Origin of the sequence: Prevotella ihumii, from assembly GCF_900155655.1 — a bacterium.
In the GTDB taxonomy this organism is placed as follows: domain Bacteria; phylum Bacteroidota; class Bacteroidia; order Bacteroidales; family Bacteroidaceae; genus Prevotella; species Prevotella ihumii.
In genome coordinates this window covers 228147-251376 of record NZ_LT706987.1, presented here as the reverse complement: position 1 = coordinate 251376, position 23230 = coordinate 228147, and the positions used below count along the sequence as shown (strand labels likewise).

The following is a 23230-nucleotide window of genomic DNA, read 5'->3' as shown; positions in this document are numbered from 1 at the left end:
AGCATTTAGATTTTTAAGCCTCTTGACTCGTTTCTGTTCACTTTGGGTACGTTCAGCTCGCTGCCATACTTGTCTTTCACAATGTCGGAAAGCATCTGATTCATCTTCGTGTCGTCTTTCAGGCGGAGAAAAGACACGGCCGTCTTGTTATCGATGGGCTTTTGATCCAGTTCCTGACCATTGATAGATGCTTGTATGACATAAGAACCTGTTGGCAGCTTATAGATACTCGCCTTTACAGATTTAGCCACCTCTTCCGTTTGGTCGTTGGAAGAAGTGGAAATTTGCGTCTTCTGCGATTGCTGCTTGTCTTGTTCTTGCTGTGCTCCCAATATCGGGGCTTCGCCAATTGCAAGTTTCTGTTCATCAATTTTCTGGAGTATCATGTTGGAAGCCTTATTGACATCGGCCATTACCGAGACAATAAACTTCGGCTCTTCACGCAAAGTATGGAGCCAGCCATCGACATACGCCACATTATTGTTCTGAATACGGCGATCGAATCCCATAGTGTTGCCGACCATCGCCGCCGACAATTCTGCCACAAGTTCTTCTTTACCATACTTGGGATCGCCGAAACGACTGCCCATAGTACGGTTAAGTCGTTCTGGGGTACCAGTGGAGTGAGCCATCTCATGCAAAGCGGTAGAATAATACTCCATACCATCTTTGTAAATCCCATCGGGCGTGTTGCTGATCTTGAATTGGGCCTTCAAGGGTAGTACAATTATGTCGTCGGAAGGCTTGAAGAAGGCTTGTGCAGATGCTTTGTCATACTGAATACGACATAGCCATTCCTGGCGTTCAAACATTCGATCGATAGCAGCATTACGGTACATACCCTGGGTATCAGCCAGCTTGGGAGGTTGGAAACGTGAGATAATCTTGTCATACTTTTCCTTGTTAACTTCCTGCATATTGGTCTGATCAATGTTGTAAACACGGAATGAGCGGAGAAATGGGCGAACTTCACACTGCTCTCTTTCCTCCTTTGTCATGTTCTTGTAATCACTCATTGATACTTTTTTGCCATTTGCGTCCTTAATGCTCATGTCCCAATAGATTACAGGCATAGCTTCCGAGCCCTTTTTTAGACGTAAACCTTCCTTCTCTTTTTGCAAAAAAGTCATATATACAGGAGCAGAATACTTATTGATAGCAGTGTCCATAAAGAGAAACAAGGAATTTGTACCCGAATAGTTGCGACCGTTCAGGTTTTGAGGCATACCAAAATGTCCTTCACCGCCAATCCATCCCTTTTTCCAGTCGTTTGCCTTTCCTTCTTCGAGTCGAGAAATTATCATTTCAGAGAATTTCTCTATGGCCTTATCACTGGAAGTCTGTGAGTTATTATAATTTTTATAAGCCATACCTTACATCAATAAATCTTGACTTTCGATAAACTTAGCATCTGTTTGTTCGAGGAACAATTCTGCATTGTCCTCGTCAGGCTCGGCACCTCGATCGTCGAGCCACTGCTGATAACTCTCACCATATTCGCTTTGCTGGAGATACTCTACCCAGCCAATACGCCCCTCTTGTTTGAGAAGCTCAAGTTCTTTAAATGACTTGCTTTCCATTTTTTTAGTATTGTTAGTGTTATAGCCAATGCCCATCTTTGAAAATGGGCGATGGCGTAAAGTTGATAATGTTACTTGCTCATTGATTTAAAGATTTGGGATATAATCTTACATTTTCAATCCCTGTGTCCTTTCCAACTTCTTTGAGAAAGAAAGTTCTTTGAGGTCTTCCGAGAGATATTTGGCACCGAGCTGTTCTCTTGAAGCTGTCTTTGATTTGAAAAGAGAATAAAGATCATTGTTAGACATCTTCCTTTCAGGTGTTTGTCCTTTATCTTTTACCGAAGCGGATATGAGCCAAGCCCCATCTGCATCTTTTCTAATTCGAACTTCCTGAACAGGGATGTTTTCAGGTAGCTTATATTTTTCATAAGCCGATTTCAGGTGTAGTTGTTCACCGATAACTTTCTCTGCCAGCTGTCCTTTGCTCTGTGTGCGATCAAAGTACATATCTAGTTGGTCGTGAGTGAGTGGAGTGGCGTGAAACCGTTTATTTCCCATTTCGGCATACAATAGGTATTCACCGAAATGAGGTTTGGATTCATTACGTTGTTTATAGACCCTGAATGTGCTTAACTCTCGACCATCAGATAGTTTGGTGTTATCGAAGTCTTCCTTACTAAGCTGCTTGGCCATCTTAGTTGGATAATACTTAGAAAACATTTCCTTAACAGAGATTTCATTTTTCATAAAGGCTTCCACGTCAGCCTCTTTTACAGCTTTAGGGTGTAAGCCTACACCATCAAGCCGAGCATAGAAAAAGTATTTTCCTTCTTGCTTGGGTGATTCAAACATATTGGCAGAAGTAACCTTCTGACCATTCTCTGTGATGAGTTGTGGTGCAACAGCTCGTCTAACCTCGCTAATGAGATAGTCGTAAAATTTAGGGCGGATATTCTCTGGATGGTAATATCTGCGCTTGTTGGCATCATCACCAGGCACTGAACCTGCAAACGATACATTGTCGTTCCAGGCATAGACACGATTCAGCGAAATTCCTTTATCTTCATCAGTACCAGCTACCACTCCTTTCCTTGTACCAAATTCAGGGAGTACAACCATCTTTGAACTACCCATTGCAGCTTTTATGTCATCGATGAATTGTTGTTGTTCAGTAGTAGCAGATTGAGCAGAAACAGGTTGGTTGGTAGGTTGTGAAATAGTTTCTTTTGACTTTATTTCTTCCACATAGGTCTTTGCGATAGATGGCAGCGTTTCTGTAAGCTGCAGAATAGTGTTTACTTTCAAATCACGGAGTTGTAACTTATTATCTTCTGAATCAATGAAGGTAACACGTCCACGCAGCACCTGCATTTTAGCAAGTTCTGCATTCTCTCCCTTGTTGGTTTCTACGTTCAGAGCCTTATCCGATAATGGTAGTACAAAAGCATGGTGATTATTTTTCCCTACTGTTTCCACAATCCTATTGACAAGATTGTCTCTTACCTCTTTAGTGTCGATGTCGGCCTTGGTAGATTTCGTTTGCTTCACCTTCTCCTTTCGGGGCATTTCGAGCTGCTCGCAGATGCTCACACGCTCACCTGCACGGATAAGTTTGGGAAGATAGGTGTCGAGGGCATAATATGGAAAACCGGCCATCTTTAACGGCTTTCCTTCCTCATCCATACGCTTGCTGTGCTTTGTGAGCGTGATACCTAAGATATTGGAGGCCTTTACCGCGTCCTCCTTGTAGGTTTCATAGAAATCACCACAACGGAAAAGCAATAATGCATCTGGGTGCTTTTGCTTCAAATCATTGTATTGTTTTAATATTGGCGAAGAAACCTCTTCTTTTGGAGAGACTTTATATTGCTCCTTTTCTGTAGCACGAGTAACCTCTTTTACGTCTTTGGTTGCGTTATCTGGTAAGCCGTAACGCTCAATGTTCTGTTTTACGATCTGCTCGCTTACTTTGCGATACACCTCATAGGTGCCACCAACAGAATTATTATAGACTATCGCATAGTTTTTATCTTCCTTCACGAGGTCATCGCCTTTGTTTTGCAGAGGCGACTTGAAGGTCTTATCAAGTTCGATGGCATCGCCCTGGTCATAGTTGGCAGCTTCTTTAAGAAGTTTATTAACATGACCTTTTCTGTGTAAATCACTAAATACCTTAGTGTCTTCTTCCATTTGCAGATAAGCAACAGACGAATAGAACACCTCTGACTTTTTTGCAGTCTTTTTATCAGAAATAGACTTGGTCTGCTTCTGAATGGCATTTTCCTGCTCCACCGACGGTTTAATTTCTTTTGTCATAAGTTAAACAATTTGTATATTGTGGTAAGCGAGAGAAGACCATATGCAGCAAGCTCGACTTTGACAAAATTCAAAACGAATTTGCCTAAGCCGAGCGCAATGCTGTTTCCTGATGATAATATCAAAAGGGAAAAAGCATAACAACTATCAGAAACATAACAATGCTCCTGATTGATAATATTTGAATTGGTTGTGTAATTCCCCCTGACAGGAGAATAGTCTTCTCTGGGCATAAAACAAAATCTTATGCACCTTGAAAATCAGTCTTTAAAACTGGGGAAATATATTAAAGACTACCGTGAAGACTACTGTCAGCTAAATCGGTAATTGTATTAAAGTGTCCCAATCAAGGGATTGGTTAGATGGTGAGTTTTTGTGTAACTCTTAATATAGTAATAAGTAGATAATATGAATTAGAGCTTTATGCCTGATGACATTTTTTGTCCTTCTTTCACCTCTTGTTTTAGCTCCTTATGCTGGATCTTATCTACCACTTGCTTGTATTCCCAACGGTTTTGATCTGTGAGAACATAGCCCATAAAGCCTTCATTTACGATGTCGTACTTTATTTTCTGTTGGCGTTCCCATTCTGCCATATCTCCTTTGACAACTTTGAAGCCTTGTGGTTCTTTGAGGTCCACTCCAACAGATACCTTCTCATGGCCTACTTCAAGTTCTATAGGTTTACCTTCTTTGATAGCTTCCTTTTGATTCATACCTAATTGTATATCGTTAATCTTTTCCATTTGTGCTATCTGTTCAGGTAAACGGAGACTGCTTACATTGCGCTTAATAAGCGATTTTGTCTCGTTATCCATTTGAACAAACTGCATATGTCGAACTCCATCTTCCTTTATTTCTTTGCGAATAGTATCACCCTTACGGAGACGTTCCTTTTCGTCATCGCTGAGAGATATATCACTTACCATTTCTTTTCTGATGGGATATGTCATTAGTTGAACTTTACCAGTTCTATCTTGGGTGAGTTGGAGCTTTAGGGGAACTTCATATACCGTTCCACTTTGCGATTGAACTTTGGCTTGAATAAGCGGTGTTACCTTACCACTTAAAAAAGTCTCTAACAAATCTTTAGGCATAGAGAGTGTTTTCTCTTTGCTTATCCCCAAATTGGCAAGTTTGCCATATGGAATGTCTTTTTCCAAAAAACGATTTACCATTGCCATAACAATATATTTTATAGTAATTTTGATTCAAATTTAGAAAAAAACATTGTAAGATGAAAGTAAAATTGTTGTTATTTGTAGGCATTTCTTTTCTCTCATACCCATGTCAGTCTTGGGCCCAATTTTACACAATTAAGCGTGATAACGAGACCGAAAAGAATGTGATGAACAAGCCTGATTCAAGAACCAAAAAGGGAGAAGAAGATTTCTTCTATGCCTATCAAGATTCTATGAAAGTGCGCTCGAAAGAAGATAAAGCGGATATAGAATTTACCGATTTTTTTTCTACGACAGAAGGGCATGAAATATCCATAGAAAAGGATATTCCTGTATTTGTCAATGTAAAAGATAGTATGCTTTTCGGACTGATAAAGGAGCGTATGGATGTATGCCTTCCCTTGGATTTTATAAGCGTTACTTCACGGTATGGTATTCGGACTGATCCTTTTAAAAAATGCTCTACTTTTCACGATGGAATAGATCTTGAATGTAATATGAGCCACGTTTATTCTATGCTACCAGGTAGAGTAGTAAAAGTTGTGTATAGCAAGAAAGGGTATGGTAATCATATCATCATTGATCATGGTCATATACAATGCTTATATGGGCATTTAGCTGCAATAACCGTAAGGGAAGGAGATGATGTCTATGCAGGTACGATTGTTGCTATATCTGGGAATACAGGAAAATCAACTGGTCCACATTTGCACATAAAAATTTCAGCTAATGGGAAAAGTCTTAATCCAACTCCCTTTATAGCCTACTTGAATAAGTATATTACAGGACTTCGGGATAAAATTGCTTATTTAAGATTTGGAACTCGTCCTCCAAAAGAATTGAATATCAATAATCTGTACCAGGCTTTAGATAGATACGGTGTAGCTTTCCCAAAAATCGTAGTAGCACAAGCCCTACTGGAGACAGGATATTTTACCTCAAATGTCTGTTTGAACTACAATAATTTATTTGGCTTGCGGAGACCTTCGGATGGTTCGTATTATCGGTTTGCAAATTGGGAAGAATCAGTGAAGGCTTATAAAGATTATGTTCAGTATAAATATAAGGGAGGGAATTACTTTAGATTTCTTGGGCATATAGGATATGCAAAGGATCCAAAATATCTATATAAAGTAAAGAGTATTAGTAGTTCTTTGTAGGATTAATATACTGCAAAAATAGATAATAGGGAAACAGATTTTAAACATCTATTCCCCTATTTTTTATTTATTAAAAAGTTCAATTAAGGACTCAAAAACAACCTAAAAATAATTTTTGTCCATTTATTAGATAGGTTACATTTACATCTTTTATCTTTATCTAATTTGCAAAACTTTCATCTTTTACATGCCCTTTTTCTCCTGAATTTACAACTTGTTTTATTATAAGAGAGACTATAATCGACAAAAACTTATAACCATAGCTAAATACTTTTATCCCATACTTGGCTGTAAAATATAAAGCTATACCTAATGCGTACACTACCCAGAACATCAGTTTAACGAACAGGGAGACTATGCAGTAAGTCAAATATACAATCAGTCCAATAATCATTGCCGTCATAATAGTTATCTTTTTGAATTAGTAATCTAAAGTTATGATATGCTTATACATCAAAGATAAAAAATATTTTCACAATAATCAAATCGTGGATGAATTTTATTAAGTGCTATAGTAGATTAATGGTGTCTGTGATTTTAACAACAAAGTCGTTCTTTGATTTTTCTATATCCTTTGTAAACTGTTGTTTCAAAAGTTCAAGTTTGGCTTTTACTATAGTGTTGAGGGAGAATGATTTTGCATATCGATCTGCATCTGCAATTCTAAAATCTTTGGCTAACAAAAAGTCCACAGATATGTAATTGGAATAGAATTGTATCATTTTAATGAATGAATCGGAATTAACGACCTTATTATGCTCTATTTTAGATATAGTAATGACAGGGATGCCAGTTGTGTTTGCTACCTGTTGCTGGGTCATAATGAGATATTGACGAACGCTTTTTAGTCGTTCGCCAATATTATCTATTTTGTCTATGTTATCTATTTTCATAGGTTTCTTGTTAAGATTTTACTGTTACACCTTGGGGTAATAACTCTCCTATCATCGTGTCAATATCTGTTTCGACTTTCATGAAGTTACGACTTAGGATAATTTCCATATTGCGATCTGAGCCGAAGTCGTATAGGGGTGGAATGTCTTCGTACTTTCCTTCCTCCGTCTTTATCTTCTTCATATCAAAGTTTGTCTTACAGAAGTACTTAGAGGTTTTAAACTCTGTTGAACTCTCTATCTCAAAGGTATTCATTGCATCATTAGGAGTTGGCGTGAAGTCTCTTGCCACTTGCCCAGCCAACCAACCTGTTGCCATATCTGCTATTTTTGCAGCTGGTAAAAGATTATCCATCTTTTCTGATATAGACGTAGAAACCTTTTGATCATTGATAGATATAGATTTACTTGTCTGTTTTACCTTTCCGAATATATCATTTTGAGCCCATTCTAGTGTTTCCTTATTACGAGCTGCTCCCATGAATACATTACCACAAGTGGATATTATCTTCTGCATACCATTCTTGCCATAGTCCGCCTCCAGCTGTGGCAGTTCCTGAAAGCCCAATGTCACCGCCACCTTATTGCTTCGAGCCGTACCTATCAAGCGGTCAATCTTGTGAAAGTATAGCGTTGGCAACTCATCGACGATAAGACTACAGGGATAGTTGTTCTTACTGTTAATCTTCATGACAAGACGATTGAGGATAAGGGCATTGAGTGAGCCAATGACCTGCTCCTTCTCTGGGTCGTTGGCAATGACAAGATAGCTGGGATGCTCACGGTCTGAAATCTTTAGGTCAAAGTCATCGCCTGTAAATACCCAATAGGCTTCCTGGGTAGCAAGACGGCCTGCTGCCACACGCAAAGTACCAACCATACCTTCCAACTGATCCATAGCCTTATTCTTAAAAGCTGACTCAAATGGAGCCATAAGGGGCTTAATGGCACGATCACTCATTAATATTCTGAATACATCATTGTAAGGCTTATTAAGAAACTGGAGTACATGAGCCATATCGGAGAATTCTCCTGTTCTAGTGTCGGGAATAACTCTATTTCCCTTATTGTCTTCATACCAGGTCTCCAAGATGTTTACTAAGCAACCGTCCGAATCTTCGTAAGAAAAGCCATCCAGATCAACATATAATCCATTACCATCTAATGACATATTGACCATCTCTTCATTGTTGAAGTCAAGTACGACCTCGTCTTTCTCATTAACACCAGCATAGTCTGTCCACTGTTTATAAACTAATTGAAGAACGCCTTCTTCTACATTATCTATGTTGATAGTTCGAGTATAGCGGAAGAACCTTTTGAGTTTTTTACCTTTTAAATAGCCAGTTGGGTGAAAGTTGACGAAGAAATAAATGATGGCAGCCAGGAAGTTCTCGGAAGCATTCTTAAAGAATGCCTCTGAACCACCTTTCTTGTCGCCACCTCCCTTGTTCAAAGATTCAAGCAGTGTCGCTGCCGTTTCGGAGGCAGCAGCAAGGTCAGGAATGTATTTTTTTTGAATTGGGTTGATGCGGTTTGAATAGCGCACATTTGCAAAATTGATAATATGAAATCCGCAGTTTTCGGGTAAATGACCGTATTTCTTATTTTTGCAATATTGGTACAATAGATTCTTTGCAAGTGTAGGAAATTTATAATCATAAACCATCATCGTAAACCCTTTAGCACTATGTTGCCTTATAAAAGGATCTATAATACCAAAAGACTTACCAGAACCAGGGGTGCCGAGGACAAGAGTGGCACGAAAAGGATTTATAATGTTTATCCATCCCTTTCGCATACGCTTTTTAAAATAAAAAATCATCGGGATATTAACCGAATAATCATTTTCTATTTTATCCTCCATTTGTTGAAAACTCTCTTCTTCAAAATTGAATCTATCGATACCAAGCTTATGATTGAAATACTTACTGATAGCATCTAATCCTTGATGAACAAGCATAATGCCAATGATGGAACATACGGCATAGATCATACGATTAGTAGGAAAGCCAAATAGAGAGCCTCCCCATGCGTCTTTATGCACAAGAATACTTGTAACGACAAGATAGAATCCAATAATCAATGGATAAACAACCATATTCTTCATATTGAATTTTAACTCCTTCTTTGCTCTTGTGCCAATGCAAGTTACACCTATACACACAAGCTCCATAAACTTACAGCCAATAACGCTATTAAAGAGTTTCAGCTTGTAAAGAAAAGATAATAAGAACTTGGCAATCGGATCATTTGCAGCCAATGGCAAATTCATCACAATTTCAAATATCAACACAATATAGATGCAACTACGAAATATGTTATATATCTGTTGCTGCTCTTTGGTTTCTTCAATAGCCATATCAGAGATTATTCTATTATTTTATTTTCATACGAAGGATAGGACGAACCTGTGCAGGGTCAGTCTTAAGAATAGAAGAAATATATCCTGAATGTAAAGAGATACATTTGGCATATAACTCTTCTGTCTGTGTGGATGAGCCGTCTTGTGTAGAACTAAGGTAAGGCTCCTGGAGGAAAGGATCGCCATTTATAGTTTCCATAACTTTCCCTATTGTTACTACGTTAGCAAACAACATTTTCAATTCTCCAATGGAAGGTAATGCCCACCCTTTAACAGGAGAAGAAAGATTGAGAATTGCTTCTACGGCAGGACTTTTGCGATCTGATTTGAGTATAGCCGAAGTGTTATCTATTCCGCACAAGGCTTTTTCATCTGGAGATACATTTGAGACACTCGTTAGAGTATCAAGGTAAGTATATTGTCCCAGATTTTTGGTTGAAACAACCCAAATACTGTCCTGTCTTGTTCCAACAACAACTCCTACGGCTTTCATCTTGGATGCGTCATACCCATTGACTGATATAATGCTATTATCAGAAAGTAAAACAGAGCCAGTAGCGACATAGTTGTTCCTGTCTTCTATATGTTCTGAACAAGAAGACATTTGGAAGGAAAATAGTATCATTGCTACTGTCCATATTATGGAATTAATCTTTCTTTTCATATTTCTAGTTCAATTGTTCTACTATATATTTTTGAAACACATTGTGCTCTTGTGGATTTTTCTGTAGTCATAAACATATAGGCTTCTAAAGCTGTAATGTTCTTGCTAAGAGGATAATCTTGTTGTGGAGCTATAATCATATCTTTTCTTTTTAAAGAGGTATCTTCACGCCGATGGTTAGACCATTGCGGAAAGTATCACCGTGCATAAAGTTTACATTATTCTTTTGTTTGAGGGTAAGTTTCCATCCTCTCGCAAAAGTATAGCTGTATTCAAAGCTACCTTCTGCACCAAAGAAGTAATCTCCTCGATATGCACCTGCTACTGGGCCAAGATCAAGACGGAGCGTTGAATTTTTCCACCGCACAAGACTTTTCTTATACAAGATACCACCATTCCAATAGTACTTCTTCCAAAAAGATTTACTACACACCTTACCACATTCGGGATCCTTCGACCATCGGTTTCCCACTTCACCGAAAATTTCAAAAGCATTGTCATAACGCAATTCCTTCTCATATCCAAAGGTTGCGTTAAGTGTGTTTTGAAATAGTAATCCTGCATTGACCGTAATAAATTCATCTCCATCTCCAGCATAGGCTTGTGAGAGAAGGGTAAAACCTAACAATAGGGATAATAGTATTTTTTTCATCACTGTTATCTTAAATTATTAATTCTTGATAAACTTCTCATTAACTGCTCATCAAATCCGTCTGCATGGAGAATATCAGAGTATTCGATTGGAATATAGATTGCTCGACCAGAAATCTGATTTTCGGAAATTTCCAAATTTAGGATTTTCTCATCAGGGAAGGTAAGCTTATTCAATACTATGATGTTGCGATAACCTTTTTTGAATGAATTGACTTTGTTAAGCATATAAGCTGGCGTAAGCTCGATAGTTTGGGTATTGGTAGCTTTCGTTTCTTTCTTATCAGTTAGCTTAATGCGTATTTCATCTATATCAAACTTGATGTTGGTATTATTATATAGAGAGAAATCTATGAAGAAATAGTCGTCAATAGCATATATGTTATTAACAACTGCCTTAATGCCATACTTCTTGTACTGAATGTTGTGAAAGTGTGCAGGTATACCGTAAATAGCCCAGGCAAACTTTGCCATTTCTGCTTCGGGCATCAATACATCAGGATTATTATAACGCTTTGTGTCTCGAAGGTCGATGTTGTATATAGAATTGGCGCGAGCTGGTCCCTTTACATAGACAATATTGAGTTGTGAAATATGACGTTCCCCAATAACGGTCATTGTACCAGCAAGCTCATGATCATACATTCTACCTGCGGGTTTGATACGCACAATATTGTCTTCACATTGATTGCCTATGATATTATTCGTAGAAATATCAACGAGCTTTATATTCTCAGGCATAACAATATGGGTAGTTACTTGTTCGTTTACATAAACAGTATTTTTGGGCAAATCACTGTTGAAAATGTAAGCATCCTCCATACTTTGACGGTGGATATAATGAACCTTGGCAGTATCAGGAACAATGTCACGATACTTTTTCTGTGCCCAAATGGGAGTCGCACATAAAAATGCTAATAAAGTAAATACTAAATTTCTCATTTGTTTCTTCTTTATTGTTTCTTAATTTTCAAAATTGAATATCTTTACTATTCCTCGGCAGAGGTATTTATAAGATATACGATGGTGTTATACTTTATACGAGCCTTATTCTTTCGAATGTTGGCAGAAACTGCATTACTTGCAGATTGATATATGTTCTGTAATGCTTGTAAGGCTACCGATTCTCCACTTAAAGTAGAACCATAGTTATTACCGAACTGCATATTCTGTTGCATTGCTTGTGAACCTGCCTCTTTCATCATATCTCTGAAAGCTGACTCTGGAACATAGAAGCCTTCCATACCATCATTATCATAAACAGATAGATTGACTTTGATAAACTTACTTCCAACAAGGATGCTAGTGATATTAGCACGAACACGCTGCTGACCAAAACCAGTAACAAGTCCATACAAATATGTTCCCTTTTTGAGAAGAACTTTGTTGATAGTAACATCATCCAATAGCTTAAAGCGTAAGTGTGTCCCTTCATGCGCTTTGGTTGTTTTATCAATCATAGCCTTAATGAGTGGAGCATCCACATTCTTGTTAGCTGATACAGTATTAAAGCGATCTGCATTTGGACTATTTACTTTTTCAACAGTCTCTACTTTTTCTGTATCCTTCTTGGATTTACCTTTTGATGAGTTTTGCGAACGTCCATTATTCCCAAAACCTACTGAGTAAGGATCATCATAATTACCATAAGAACCATTGTTTCCTCCATAGCTTCCGTTGCCTGCAGCAATAGCACGTTGAGCAGCCTGACTTCTCTTCTGTATGTATTCAAGTTCCTTGGCGTAATCATCAAGTTCATCTTGGCGACTACTACTTCTTCTTCTCGAAGAACCACCTCTATAACTACTGCCATAGCCACCACCATAGCCACTTCCTGCATACGAATTGATATGCTTTCGTGACTCGGCAAGACTTCGCTCCATTTCTTCCTGTGCTTTTTGTTGCGCCATTCGTTCTGCGTTGTCCCTGTCTATTTGATCCATTTCACTTTCGCTATAACCATTTCCAAGGGAGTCTTTCTTGTCTTCATCATTTCCTAAACCGTCAATAGCTGAATAACCACCTTCTCCCATACCACGTTCTTCCATTCCTGCCATCTTATCCTTCATAGCTTGATTGTCAGCATCAGGCAGTTCCATATTTAGGGAATCTGTTGCAACCTTTGCTGATGTGGTACTATTACCTTCAAACATATTGGAAACCTCGTATGCAAGGAAGGTCAAAGGCAGGAAAACTACAAGCGGAAATATATATTTCGGCTGTTTTAAATTCAATTTTTTCATTATTTTCCTTTCTTTAAAAATTTTACGATGTTTTCTAATTGACGGTAGTCTTGTATGATACGAACAGAGTCAGAATGACTTTTCACGTCAATGGCCAACAGAGAGTCTAGTTCTTTATGGATAGTAATTCCTCGATCTGTCAGTTGTTTTATTTCTATCTTTTCTCCTTTTTTTCTTTCATCAATTTGACGAAGTCCATTCATCATAGGTTGGATATTCTCAATAGATTCAGTTTTTCCACTGAAATCCATTTGCGTATTATTACTATTTGATCTTGTCAAATCATATAGAGTAGAGATAGCAGTAGTAACAAAAATAAATGATAGTATTCCAACTACTAGGGCAAAAAATGTTTTTCGATTTTCGGAAGCCCATTGATTACTTTTTTCTATCTTATTCTTAACTTGCCATCCTTTGGAGAGTTTCCAACAGACATAGCGAATCTGCCTTTTATATCTGGGCAGTTTCTTTTCTTTCCCTTTTGTTGCCATACTTTATCAATATTCAAGGTCAATATTCTTTAATGTCTTCCAACGAGTGATGATCAATCCGTGAGGATTATTCTGCGTCCTCGGTACATTCTCTAATTCACCACTGGTTATCAAAGTACGACGAATACTTCTTGTTCGACGACGTATATTTTGAGTGCCATAGTAAGTAAATTTTCGGCTTTGTTCATCCAGCTTTATGCTATCACACATTATAGTGCAAGTGGCAGAAGATGAAACTATATCAGAAAAGAATCCATTTTCTTCCATAGCTTTTTTTTGTTTCATTGCTGTTCCATCGGCCATATACATAGCCTTTCCAAGCGTCCATTTGATGTAGTCATCGTCAGGCGGTAAGGTGAAGAAGTATTGATGGAAAAGCTGAATATGTGCCTTTGCCTCCATAACAAAATTTGCTTCTTGCTTGCTGCGTTGAGCAAGGAATGGTATATCACCATCAAGAACATATACTTGATTGCGTTCTTCTGATAAAATCTTTGATCCGTAGACGATGAGCATACCACAGACAACCACATTGCCAACTATTGTTAGCAATACGGTCATCAGGGCAAGCCTGGTCTTTTTTTCTAAGCTTTGTATTAGCATATTCTATTGACTATCTTTACGTTTATAATTTTCATCACTTTTACCAACATTATTGTAGTTCCTTGCACGATCTCCACCTCTTGCGTAAGACTGTCCCATGGTAGTGTTGCTCATAACACTATTCGCTATTGAACTGGTGACAGAGTTTCCTTCGCCTCTATTCTGGCTATATGCACCCATAACACTAGCAGTTCCCAATGAACCACCTACTGCACCACCAACTACGACACCAACTGCACTTGTGGCTGCACCAACTCCAGCAGCTCCAGCAGCTGTGGCCACACCACTTGCGGTAGATCCCATACCCGATGATACACCTCCAGGTATTAGCCATGAACAAACCTCTGGTACCATACTTAATATTTTTGCTCCAGTCAGCATGGCAACAACATACATACAAGTCGTACCAATGGCTTGCATACCAAGTGCTCCAATATTGTTCCAATTAGCAGCATTATGCAAGAGGTTGTTGTATGCAGTCAAATCAGATCGTAAGTAGTATATAACAATGTAATCAACATAATACACAATGATGTAAACGAGGAATCCCCAAAGTGAAACAGTCAAGTATTTAGACATCCATTGCGACCAGGCACTTCTCCAAGGTGGGACGATGGATAGTGCAAACATTATTGGACAGAAGATTCTTAGAACACTAAGGAAAATTCTCTGTCCTACTAACATACCATAATACGTCATTTGGAAGATGATTTCCCCGATAAAGCGAATAATGTCGTTGGCCCATTCGCTAATCTTTGTTTCTACGAGTACAGCTGCTTGTTGTGCATAATTCTTAATGCTATTACCCAAATTCTCTACACTATGTTGAATCTTATCCAATAAGCCATCTTCTGTAGCTGCATCTTGGGCAGCCTTCTGCTCTTCCTGTTTGGCTTGCTGACTACGAAGTGAGTCAACATACTCCTGTTGCTTTGTTGCTACTGCTCGTTCTAAAGTTGCTACTTTCTTATTAGCGTCTTTTGCCATGCGCTGTGTTTTAGTTTCAAGCCAATTGCCTGGGCTTTCTAAGGCAGTACAAATAAACCCTGACGATTGTATGCAGATAGCAAGTCCTATAATGCGAGCTATTTTCATAACATCCATACCTCGACGGCCAAGCATCATCATCCAACATTCGTATGAGCCTACGCAAAGTGCAAGAATTATTCCTAAGTCTGTTGCCATTATTATCATTTCGTCGAACAATCCTAGTGTTGGTGGGTCTTTCATTGCACTCAACAATTTGTTAAGGTTATCGTCGATGACAGGCAAGCCCATAGTTAGTAGCTGGTCTGTAAAGATGGATAGTGTGAGATTTATACTTAACAATAGATCTGTCATAATTTCTCTTGTTATATGATTTTAATAATAAGCTTTAGCAAGACGAGCGAGAGAGATTACTTTCTTTACCAACTCTTCCATATCTTTCTTTGCTTGGGCAAATCCTTTTTCTCTTTTTACGTTTTCTAGCTCATAGCCCACTCCTGTTTTTCGGAGATAGGCAATGTTAGACGTAATAACTTCATTTCTATCTGTAAGCTCTTTGATACTTGATGACATCTTCCCTTTACTCCGAATCATACAGTAGGTTAGGCCTTCTGTTATTGCAGATTGCATATCTGAAAACAGCTCCTTGTATTTCCCATAAACAAGATCTACATTACGGTCAGCTGCACGAGCTATCTCTTCTTTATTGAGTTCTTCGATCTTTTTGCGTTCGGTTTCTACGATTTTTTCTTTCAATAACAATGTGATTAGTTGTGCTTCACGCCTAGGCCCAACTGTTTTGATATTTGATCTGCTTTCATCAAAGTGAACACGCCAACCACTTTTAAGACCTCGCCACTGCCATTTCGTATAGGCACCGCTATATTTTTTATGGAATGCCAAATACCACCAGTCTGGTGAGAAGTTCCAATGCCCTTGTTCCATAGAACGGATTTGATGCTCCTTCTGCTTGTCCCTTACTGGTACTTGGGCGAAGGTTGTCGTAGAAAACAAGAGGGAAAATAATATGGATAAATAAATTTTCATAAGGCTGTAAGATTTTGATTCCATTCTCCTATAAGATCATGGGCAATTTTTTCATATACATCACTATTGAGAATGTCCCAAATATAGTCATATTTAAAGCTACCAATATCCACGCATCTGCTCCAAAAGAGCGCCTGACTGATAATGCCTCGTATCACGGCTATTTGTTCTTGTATCTCGCATATCATTTGGATTCTCTCGCTAAGAGAGGCTTTTAGGATATTCTTTTCAGAGGCTACTAACATAGCCACGGATTTCTTTAACAGTGACACTCGCTTGCTGACATTATAGTTGGCCTCGGCGAAATACCACGCAATCTGGGGTTTGCGGAAGATATTTTTCCCTGTAAGCTCTACAAACTGTATGTATTCTTTGGTAGTATTTCCAATATCGAGTGTGGTTTTGGAAACAGCTGCTGCAAGAAAGATCCACTGGTTGGCGTTATTGAGTTTGGTGTTGAGCGTTGTGCGCACATCGTTGAACTTCGATGAATTGTTGGTTGCAATTTGCTGCTCACCATAACTTGTGCCTACTTGCCTTACGGCAACATCTTCGGCCTTGGCCATCTTCTTGTGAAGCTCTATCAAGGCTGAAATGGTTAGCAGGTCATCTGGGATAATAATACCTGCTTGGCTTGATGTTAGGAAAGTAACAAGCAGTAGCAAGGATAGAAGTGTTTTTTTCATACGATTCTCATTTTTAGATTCTACTTATTGTTAGCTATTCATATGATAGTTCCAGTCGCTGACGACATCATCCACTATGTTCTTCCCCGAAAAGAAAGATGCCCACGTCAAAGGATCGATGGAATACATAAGATTGCTGAATGTACAGCAAAACTCACAGATATATACAATCTGTTGGAGACGTGTATTTATATCGACGATATGTGAGAGTAGCTTATTGGCGAGTGTCAGTCGTTCGTATCGATCAAGAAAATTATAACCATCACCTTTTCCTATATGGGCATTTTTTAATAGATTGGATAACTTGTCGTTGCTCTTCCCACTGGTAAATGCTGATAAATCTACCTTACCATTATTCACAATGTCTACAAAATCTTCTATCAGACCGACAACCTCATTCTGAATATTGACGATCTCATTCAAGCTGTTAACATAGTTAATACCAGGACATCTGTTGATTGCCTTTACAGCTCTTGCTGTATTGCCTGGCACCTGAATAAACTGCTCTGCCATCTGTCTGTAATACGCAGATTCTTCACCAAATCCACGAATATTTTGCATTGACATTCGATAAAGCTCCTTAATTGATTCCATTGAAGCAGTATAAGACATAATCTTGCCTTGTTTGGAACGGATAGAGTCCAGCTGGGTATTATGTTTATTTTCTATAAGTGTCTGAAAGGCTGTATTGGCCCCAACGGCAGCGATAGCGTTCTTATCATACACCACTCTGCCCCAGGCATTGGCAGAATTGACCGAGAACAACATGATTGCCATGACAATCATCAGTTTTTTTATCTTTCCCATAAGCTCATTATGTTTTGATGTTTATTGACCAGTACAGCGAAATCAAAGTAACGCCCTATCTTCATCTTCTTGCGATCTTCCTCAATATGTGTGATGGCTTGCTCGATGTTGTTGTCAAAGGCACGCTCATAGATTTTTAAAGCCTCTTTCTCTACTCGCTCGGTGGTGAATGCCCAGTACCATTCTGGAGGGACTTCTACAGAGTACACATCAGAGTATTGCCCACGGCTTATCCATACTTCTTTATGATAAGGGATACCTTCTTTGGGTGGTAAGGCATTGACCGTAAAGATCTGTTGCCTCTGCACATCGGTCAAACCGAGGATTGCGGATATATCACTGTAACGGTCTTTGAACTTACTCTGATCCAAGAGTATTTTTACATCAGAGTTATTGATGATTGCCTCCTTAACAATAGGAGAATCTATCACATCATTGAGTTCCTGTGTAACGACACCTGCAATACCATTGAACTTACGAACTGTTTTGTAGAGATACTTAATATATCCTGCCATTGTAGGGGAAGATATTGCTTTCCACGCTTCTTCAATGATGAGAGCCTTTCGACCTTTTTTTAGGCGCATCTTCTGTAGGAATACGTCCATAATAATCAGTACGACGATAGGGAAAAGTATAGGGTCATCCTTGATTTTATCTATTTCAAAGACTATAAACTTTTCGTCGAACAACGATTTATCGAGGTTATTGTTAAGTGTATGCTCCAGCTCACCACCTTTATAGAATTGTTCCAAAATGGCAGCGAAGTTATCAATATCAAAATCAATCTTCTTTTCTGTCATTATTTGGGGTATGCGCTCCAGGGCAAACTCATAATAGCTATTGAAAGATAGATTCTTGACATTCAGCTTTTTTCTTTGCTTTTCTATTTTGTCAATCTTCTTTTCGATACGCATGAGGTATTTGCCCTCTATGAGTTCGGGCATCAGGCGCACCAACTGGCGGTTGGCATTATCTTTCTCACCATCGGTGGCTGCTTGATCATTAATAACATTGCGTAGCTTATTTACCTGTCTTTCAATCTTAGCATGATGATCTTTCTCTTCTTTAGTGAACTCTAATTCATCATCATTCACATTAGTTGTTCTATCTTTATTGCTGATAGAATCGAATGATGCGGACTGTTTCCCCTCTAGTTCACTGATAATATAGTCATCGCCATATTTTTCTTCCAGTTTCTCTTCATATCGTGCATAGTCGCCGTTTTTCTTATCTTCAAGCATTAAACGCTCACGAAGTTTCTCACGATCCTTTTCAGAGAATTTCTCAAAGGGGTTAAAGTATTCTTCATAATACTCTACAAGCGTCTGATTGATAATTTTATCTTCAATCTTTGTAGGCTCTTCGTTGCCCTTAAAAATAAGGAAAATTAGCGATTTAAGAAACTGCTTTTTCTCGCCGAAGTTTAGATTATACTCGTCTAGAGTGATGCTAAATGGATTCATAGAGATTGGTTTCTCCTTACTGTATGCAATATAAGTACCATGAAAATAATGGCTGATACCTTCATAACTATCACCAGTATCTATCATTACTACATCGGTGTCTTGCATAAGCAGTTGGGCAACTACCGAGTTCATATGAAAACTCTTACCGCTACCACTTGGACCGAGACAAAAGAAATTAGCATTGTCTGTATATTTGATTTTACCTTCTTTTCCTGTTATATCAATTGAGACTGGTATTCCCTGGCGGTCAGTATAATAGACATTAAGTCTTGATTCCTCACTATGTTTCATATGCTCTTTATAAGTTAAGCACAGAGCGGAATCAGCAAGGGTAAGAAATAGGTCATAATCTTTATTGAAAGAGTATGACATACCAGGGAAAGAGTTGATAAATAACTCCAGTTGATTGTAGCAAGCCTTTGAAGGCATAATTCCACAATCATATAATTTTGTTTCCAAATATGAGGTAACACCATTGACCTTAGCAAGAGGACAAGAAGTGATGATGTTGAAGTTTGTATAGACGAGCAACTGGCTTTCTTTGGCAAGGAGATCTAACACAAGGTCGATGTCGGCCTTGGCAATCTTGTTGCTTGGGTCAGGCATAGAGTCGTGTCTTTTTGCTTTCCCTTGCAGTTTCCGCATCAACGGACGTTGTTGTGGTATCTGTATGACCTGATTGTAGATTACACAGTCGGTAAATGGTATATCAGCGAGAAACGATAATAGGTCGGTAGCTATTTTGAAACCGTTTACTGCCATCGTGTTAAATGGACGGATAAAGGTGGGCAGGTCTATCGTGTCGATATTGACAAGCGAAAACGACTTGATGGCACGGTCGCCAACCTTGATGTACTCATCCGTAACATTCATGTTGTTCAACGAGAATGGATGCGGTTTGAAGTCGAAGGCAAGGAAGCGGTGGACGTACTCGGCCACTTCTTTCTTGTTCAATTTATAGTATGGGATGCCCTTTTCGGCTAAGATATTGATGACCTTGCCGATTTTTGAGTGAAAGTCGAGCCATACCTTCGGATCATACTTCACAAAGGAGCTTTGTTTGACTTCCTGGGTGATAATAAGGAAAGTACGAATGTTGGTGTATTCACGTCCCTTGAAATACTTAAAATACGACTGATACAAAAAGCTCATATCATCGGTAATTTCATGCTCATAGCCTTGTCTGCAAAACACATCCTGCTTTTGCAGACAGTAGCCTTCACCCAAAGTCTGAATGATATTGCTTAGAATGTCTGCATAGCCATAGTACAAGGCGGAGTCCGTGCAATACTGCTGCACAGGGTTTTCTATTTCGATGATAACAGCCCAATTGCCATTCTTCGAGAAAAGAACAGTATTCATCAGGTCGCCACGAGCGTCCTTGATGTCTTCGAGTTCTGCGTATAGTTTGTCAAATGGTCGTTCTTTCTTCTTTCCCATTATATCTTAAATAATATCATTAATAATCGAATAGACCAATATAATATAGGTAGCCTTTATAGCGTTTTTTTGCGTGCAAACCGAGTCTTTGTTTGATGAAAATAGAAATTATACCTGTTCCAGCTATTGCTACTAAGGCTATGAGCCCTGCAAAGAATCCCCATAGAATGTTGAATACTAAAAAGCCAATAAATCCAAGTAAGAAAGTAGCAGCTGCATAGTAGATAAATTTCCCACGGATTCCCATAAATTCAAGAGGTTTTTGTAACCCTTTGAAAACAGGATAACTAATTATTTCTCCCATTTGTGAGTGTCTTTTGATGGCTTGATATACACCGATAAAAGATTATTTAATCCTTATATCGGGTATATCTTGCTTGTAATCCTTACTTGAAGAACATTGGGAGAGCTGTAGCCATGGCAACCATTGCGACACAACCGCCAATAGTCATCATGATGGTCTTCTTCACGTCCTGATCGCCATTCTGCATTTTGAAGTACACATTAAAAGCACCAACCAATGCAATCACTGCAGCAATGGCATACATGAGGTTCTTAACTGGAGTTGCATAGCTTTGAATTTCGGTCGTGGCAGAAGCGAATCCTTTTCCACCAATACCTTGTGCAAAAGCCTGTACAACATACATTGCGCCAAGAAGAAAAAGCGCACAATAACGCTTAGCAGAAACATTCGTTTTAGCTAATACTTTTTTTGCAGAATTGAAAAAATGCTTTAATTGAAACATTGAATTTTAATAAATTATTTTATTTCGAATTAAAGTACCGAGAAAAGAAGCCTTTTGGCAGTTTCCCATACAACAGGAAACTGCGCTGGACGGCTTGGAACCTATCGTGTATTTAAAATGATAACACTATATGCTGGTTGGACTCATAACAGACTTTACAATAAAAAAGTCAGAACTTTCGTCAGTGTTTTCTAAGGAATTAATTAATCCTTGTATTTGGTCAGCTTCTATCCCTCCTGTCATAGTAGCAGGAATATCGAGGTCGGATAACGTCTCTTTTTGCGAAAAGGCAGAACCGCCTGATAGTTGTGCTGTTTCGTCCTCTGTGGTTTTGGTTTCTTTCTTCTTTTGTTCAGCAATCTTTCGGTCTTCATCGGCATCGTATTGGGTAAAACTACCCAATTCATCCTTGATGTCTACCTCTTGCTCGTCAACTGTGGCAACTGACACTACTTCACCTGATTTATCAAAATAAAGATCGTGAATAATGTTATAGCCATAATAGCCTATATACCCGATAATGATTATGGTCATAAAAGTTCCAAACATAAGACATATATATATTTAGTTTCGTTTGTTTTCCGCAAAATTTCAAAGTTCGGGTAAAGGTCTTTGCGAAAACGATTACAAATTTATGGAATAGTAAGTTAATAACAATAAAACAAATTGCTAATATAACTATTGGGAGAAAAACAACATTATAAATTGTCTTCTTGATGCTTGAATAGCTTTATTTGTCTATTTAGTATAACAAAAAAAATACGGACTGCACACTTAATGCAATCCGTACTATTCATTTAAACAATTCTGTGTTATGTTGATTGTTGCTCTTTCAAGACCTCCCATGGACGATTAGAAGGGTAGAAACTACCGTTCTTCTCTGTATAACGAGCAGTGTACTTAACATCCACCAAATCACCGACACGGAGGTCAAACTTGTTGATGTTTTCCTCACCGAAAGTTTCTAGTACCCAATGTTCTGGATATTGTTGACCTTGTTCTTCGACAACCCATTGCTGTGAAGACCACTTACCTCTCTGACTTTCGCCAGTTTTGATTTCGCCTATAGCGATAACCTTACCTTTGCATTGTGACATAATTATTTGTTTTAAGTTTATCTGTTAGCCATTAATATTTCTTTTTCTAAGTTCATTGAAAATTTCTTCTTCTGCTGCACCATTTTCTGTAAGAAAATCTAGCGGATAATACTCAACTACTGGCTNCCCCACAACCTTGGGTAAGCTATCTTCTTCTGCACACTGGGAGCAGAAGGCTGTCCACAGCTCATCACCATCTACCATTGTCGGAGCTGTAGCCTGAGATAAAATAGGCTGTTTCTGCCTTTTAGCCTTTTTCGGGGCTACTGGTGTATGAGGTGGTGCTGTTGGTGTTGCAATTTCAATACTCTCTTCTTGTGAGGTAGAAACTTCCTTTTGTCCATGAATATCCTGGAGCATCCCTTCCAACGTTCCTGGCAGCTGCATCATATTCGATGCAGAGTCGGCTATATCTGATTTATACTTAGTCATTGTCATCTATGTTATATATGGTTTTGTAAATGAAATCGAAGCAACGTTTGGTGTGTTTTGCCACCTTGTCATTGTTGCCGATGGTATTGTAACGTTCCAAATCAGCATAACTACCAATACGAGGGGCAAGAATACCGAACTTCTGGAAATACTCATCCACAATCTTCCATGCTTTCAGCTCGCTATTTTTTCCAACTCGCACATCATACTTGTTGCAGACGAAGATANTACTTTGATCTTTGTTTCCTGACTAAGACCAAAAATAGCCTTTGCACGTTCTCGTTTTATAAGACGGATTCTCGTCTCTGACATTATCTTAGCAGTATTTGCCTTACTTCGCTTTTGGTGTCCTTTCGTTGCTGCTTGATTGACTATAATATTTACAGACGAAACCGAAATATTTAGTTTTTCAGCAACAGAACGGTACGAGTT

The 23230-nt window shown here is 38.6% G+C and carries 24 protein-coding genes; 1 reads left to right on the top strand and 23 read right to left on the bottom strand.

Translation table 11 applies throughout. From position 1 onward, the window contains the following. Positions 1–5: 5 nt before the first annotated feature. The 4 genes from CZ367_RS01265 to CZ367_RS01245 form a co-directional block, all read right to left on the bottom strand. The gene (locus CZ367_RS01265) at positions 6–1370 is read right to left on the bottom strand and encodes an ArdC family protein (protein WP_077195375.1); all 1365 of its coding nucleotides are present in this window, start codon (positions 1368–1370) and stop codon (positions 6–8) included. A gap of 3 nt (positions 1371–1373) precedes the next feature. Continuing rightward, complete coding sequence (locus CZ367_RS01260; RefSeq protein ID WP_077197323.1) at positions 1374–1580, bottom strand: hypothetical protein; 207 nt, start codon at positions 1578–1580, stop codon at positions 1374–1376. 108 nt (positions 1581–1688) lie between these two features. Further along, entirely contained in the window at positions 1689–3839 is a 2151-nt protein-coding gene (locus CZ367_RS16090) for a MutS N-terminal domain-containing protein (RefSeq protein ID WP_237581468.1), read from the bottom strand. Positions 3840–4252: 413 nt separating this feature from the next. Then, a complete protein-coding gene (locus CZ367_RS01245; protein ID WP_077195374.1) occupies positions 4253–5029 on the bottom strand; it encodes a DUF4099 domain-containing protein in 777 nt (258 codons plus the stop codon). Between the two features lie 47 nt (positions 5030–5076). Here CZ367_RS01245 and CZ367_RS01240 point away from each other — a divergent pair, with 47 nt between their 5' ends. Then, positions 5077–6180: a peptidoglycan DD-metalloendopeptidase family protein gene (locus CZ367_RS01240; RefSeq protein WP_077195373.1), complete on the top strand. Its 1104-nt coding sequence runs from the start codon at positions 5077–5079 to the stop codon at positions 6178–6180. Between the two features lie 160 nt (positions 6181–6340). Here the strand turns inward: CZ367_RS01240 and CZ367_RS01235 are convergent, their stop codons facing one another. From CZ367_RS01235 to CZ367_RS01140, 19 genes are all read right to left on the bottom strand, one after another. Next, positions 6341–6583, bottom strand: coding sequence for a hypothetical protein (locus tag CZ367_RS01235; protein WP_077195372.1), 243 nt, complete (start codon positions 6581–6583; stop codon positions 6341–6343). A gap of 106 nt (positions 6584–6689) precedes the next feature. Beyond that, positions 6690–7073 (bottom strand): helix-turn-helix domain-containing protein, encoded by a 384-nt coding sequence (locus CZ367_RS01230; RefSeq protein ID WP_077195371.1) that lies wholly within the window; start codon positions 7071–7073, stop codon positions 6690–6692. A gap of 10 nt (positions 7074–7083) precedes the next feature. Then, positions 7084–9435, bottom strand: coding sequence for a type IV secretory system conjugative DNA transfer family protein (locus CZ367_RS01225; RefSeq protein ID WP_077195370.1), 2352 nt, complete (start codon positions 9433–9435; stop codon positions 7084–7086). Positions 9436–9451: 16 nt separating this feature from the next. Continuing rightward, positions 9452–10102: a hypothetical protein gene (locus CZ367_RS01220; protein WP_077195369.1), complete on the bottom strand. Its 651-nt coding sequence runs from the start codon at positions 10100–10102 to the stop codon at positions 9452–9454. 151 nt (positions 10103–10253) lie between these two features. After that, complete coding sequence (locus tag CZ367_RS01215) at positions 10254–10754, bottom strand: hypothetical protein (protein WP_077195368.1); 501 nt, start codon at positions 10752–10754, stop codon at positions 10254–10256. A gap of 5 nt (positions 10755–10759) precedes the next feature. Further along, positions 10760–11695, bottom strand: coding sequence for a conjugative transposon protein TraN (gene traN / locus CZ367_RS01210; RefSeq protein ID WP_077195367.1), 936 nt, complete (start codon positions 11693–11695; stop codon positions 10760–10762). Positions 11696–11742: 47 nt separating this feature from the next. Next, positions 11743–12996, bottom strand: a complete 1254-nt coding sequence (locus CZ367_RS01205; RefSeq protein WP_077195366.1) for a conjugative transposon protein TraM — start codon at positions 12994–12996, stop codon at positions 11743–11745. Further along, positions 12996–13487, bottom strand: a complete 492-nt coding sequence (locus CZ367_RS01200; protein ID WP_077195365.1) for a hypothetical protein — start codon at positions 13485–13487, stop codon at positions 12996–12998. The genes CZ367_RS01205 and CZ367_RS01200 overlap by 1 nt, the downstream gene beginning before the upstream one ends. A gap of 6 nt (positions 13488–13493) precedes the next feature. Next, positions 13494–14090 carry a conjugative transposon protein TraK gene (traK, locus tag CZ367_RS01195; protein ID WP_077195364.1) on the bottom strand — a complete coding sequence of 199 codons (597 nt, stop codon included), beginning with the start codon at positions 14088–14090 and terminating at the stop codon, positions 13494–13496. Positions 14091–14093: 3 nt separating this feature from the next. Further along, on the bottom strand, positions 14094–15431 hold the full coding sequence (locus CZ367_RS01190; protein ID WP_077195363.1) for a TraJ family protein: 1338 nt from the start codon (positions 15429–15431) through the stop codon (positions 14094–14096). Positions 15432–15452: 21 nt separating this feature from the next. Beyond that, entirely contained in the window at positions 15453–16124 is a 672-nt protein-coding gene (locus CZ367_RS01185; RefSeq protein WP_077195362.1) for a DUF5045 domain-containing protein, read from the bottom strand. Further along, positions 16121–16810, bottom strand: coding sequence for a hypothetical protein (locus CZ367_RS01180; RefSeq protein WP_077195361.1), 690 nt, complete (start codon positions 16808–16810; stop codon positions 16121–16123). Before CZ367_RS01180 ends, CZ367_RS01185 begins: the two co-directional genes overlap by 4 nt. Before the next feature lie 30 nt (positions 16811–16840). Beyond that, the gene (locus CZ367_RS01175; RefSeq protein WP_237581464.1) at positions 16841–17587 is read right to left on the bottom strand and encodes a hypothetical protein; all 747 of its coding nucleotides are present in this window, start codon (positions 17585–17587) and stop codon (positions 16841–16843) included. A 17-nt stretch (positions 17588–17604) separates the two neighbouring features. Next, positions 17605–20523, bottom strand: a complete 2919-nt coding sequence (locus tag CZ367_RS01170) for a TraG family conjugative transposon ATPase (protein ID WP_077195359.1) — start codon at positions 20521–20523, stop codon at positions 17605–17607. A gap of 19 nt (positions 20524–20542) precedes the next feature. After that, complete coding sequence (locus CZ367_RS01165) at positions 20543–20827, bottom strand: DUF4133 domain-containing protein (protein WP_077195358.1); 285 nt, start codon at positions 20825–20827, stop codon at positions 20543–20545. 82 nt (positions 20828–20909) lie between these two features. Continuing rightward, entirely contained in the window at positions 20910–21269 is a 360-nt protein-coding gene (locus tag CZ367_RS01160; RefSeq protein WP_077195357.1) for a DUF4134 domain-containing protein, read from the bottom strand. A gap of 126 nt (positions 21270–21395) precedes the next feature. After that, positions 21396–21818, bottom strand: coding sequence for a hypothetical protein (locus CZ367_RS01155; RefSeq protein ID WP_077195356.1), 423 nt, complete (start codon positions 21816–21818; stop codon positions 21396–21398). Positions 21819–22081: 263 nt separating this feature from the next. Continuing rightward, on the bottom strand, positions 22082–22366 hold the full coding sequence (locus tag CZ367_RS01150) for a DUF3127 domain-containing protein (protein WP_077195355.1): 285 nt from the start codon (positions 22364–22366) through the stop codon (positions 22082–22084). A 424-nt stretch (positions 22367–22790) separates the two neighbouring features. Beyond that, positions 22791–22958 carry a hypothetical protein gene (locus CZ367_RS01140; protein WP_237581463.1) on the bottom strand — a complete coding sequence of 56 codons (168 nt, stop codon included), beginning with the start codon at positions 22956–22958 and terminating at the stop codon, positions 22791–22793. Positions 22959–23230 lie beyond the last annotated feature (272 nt).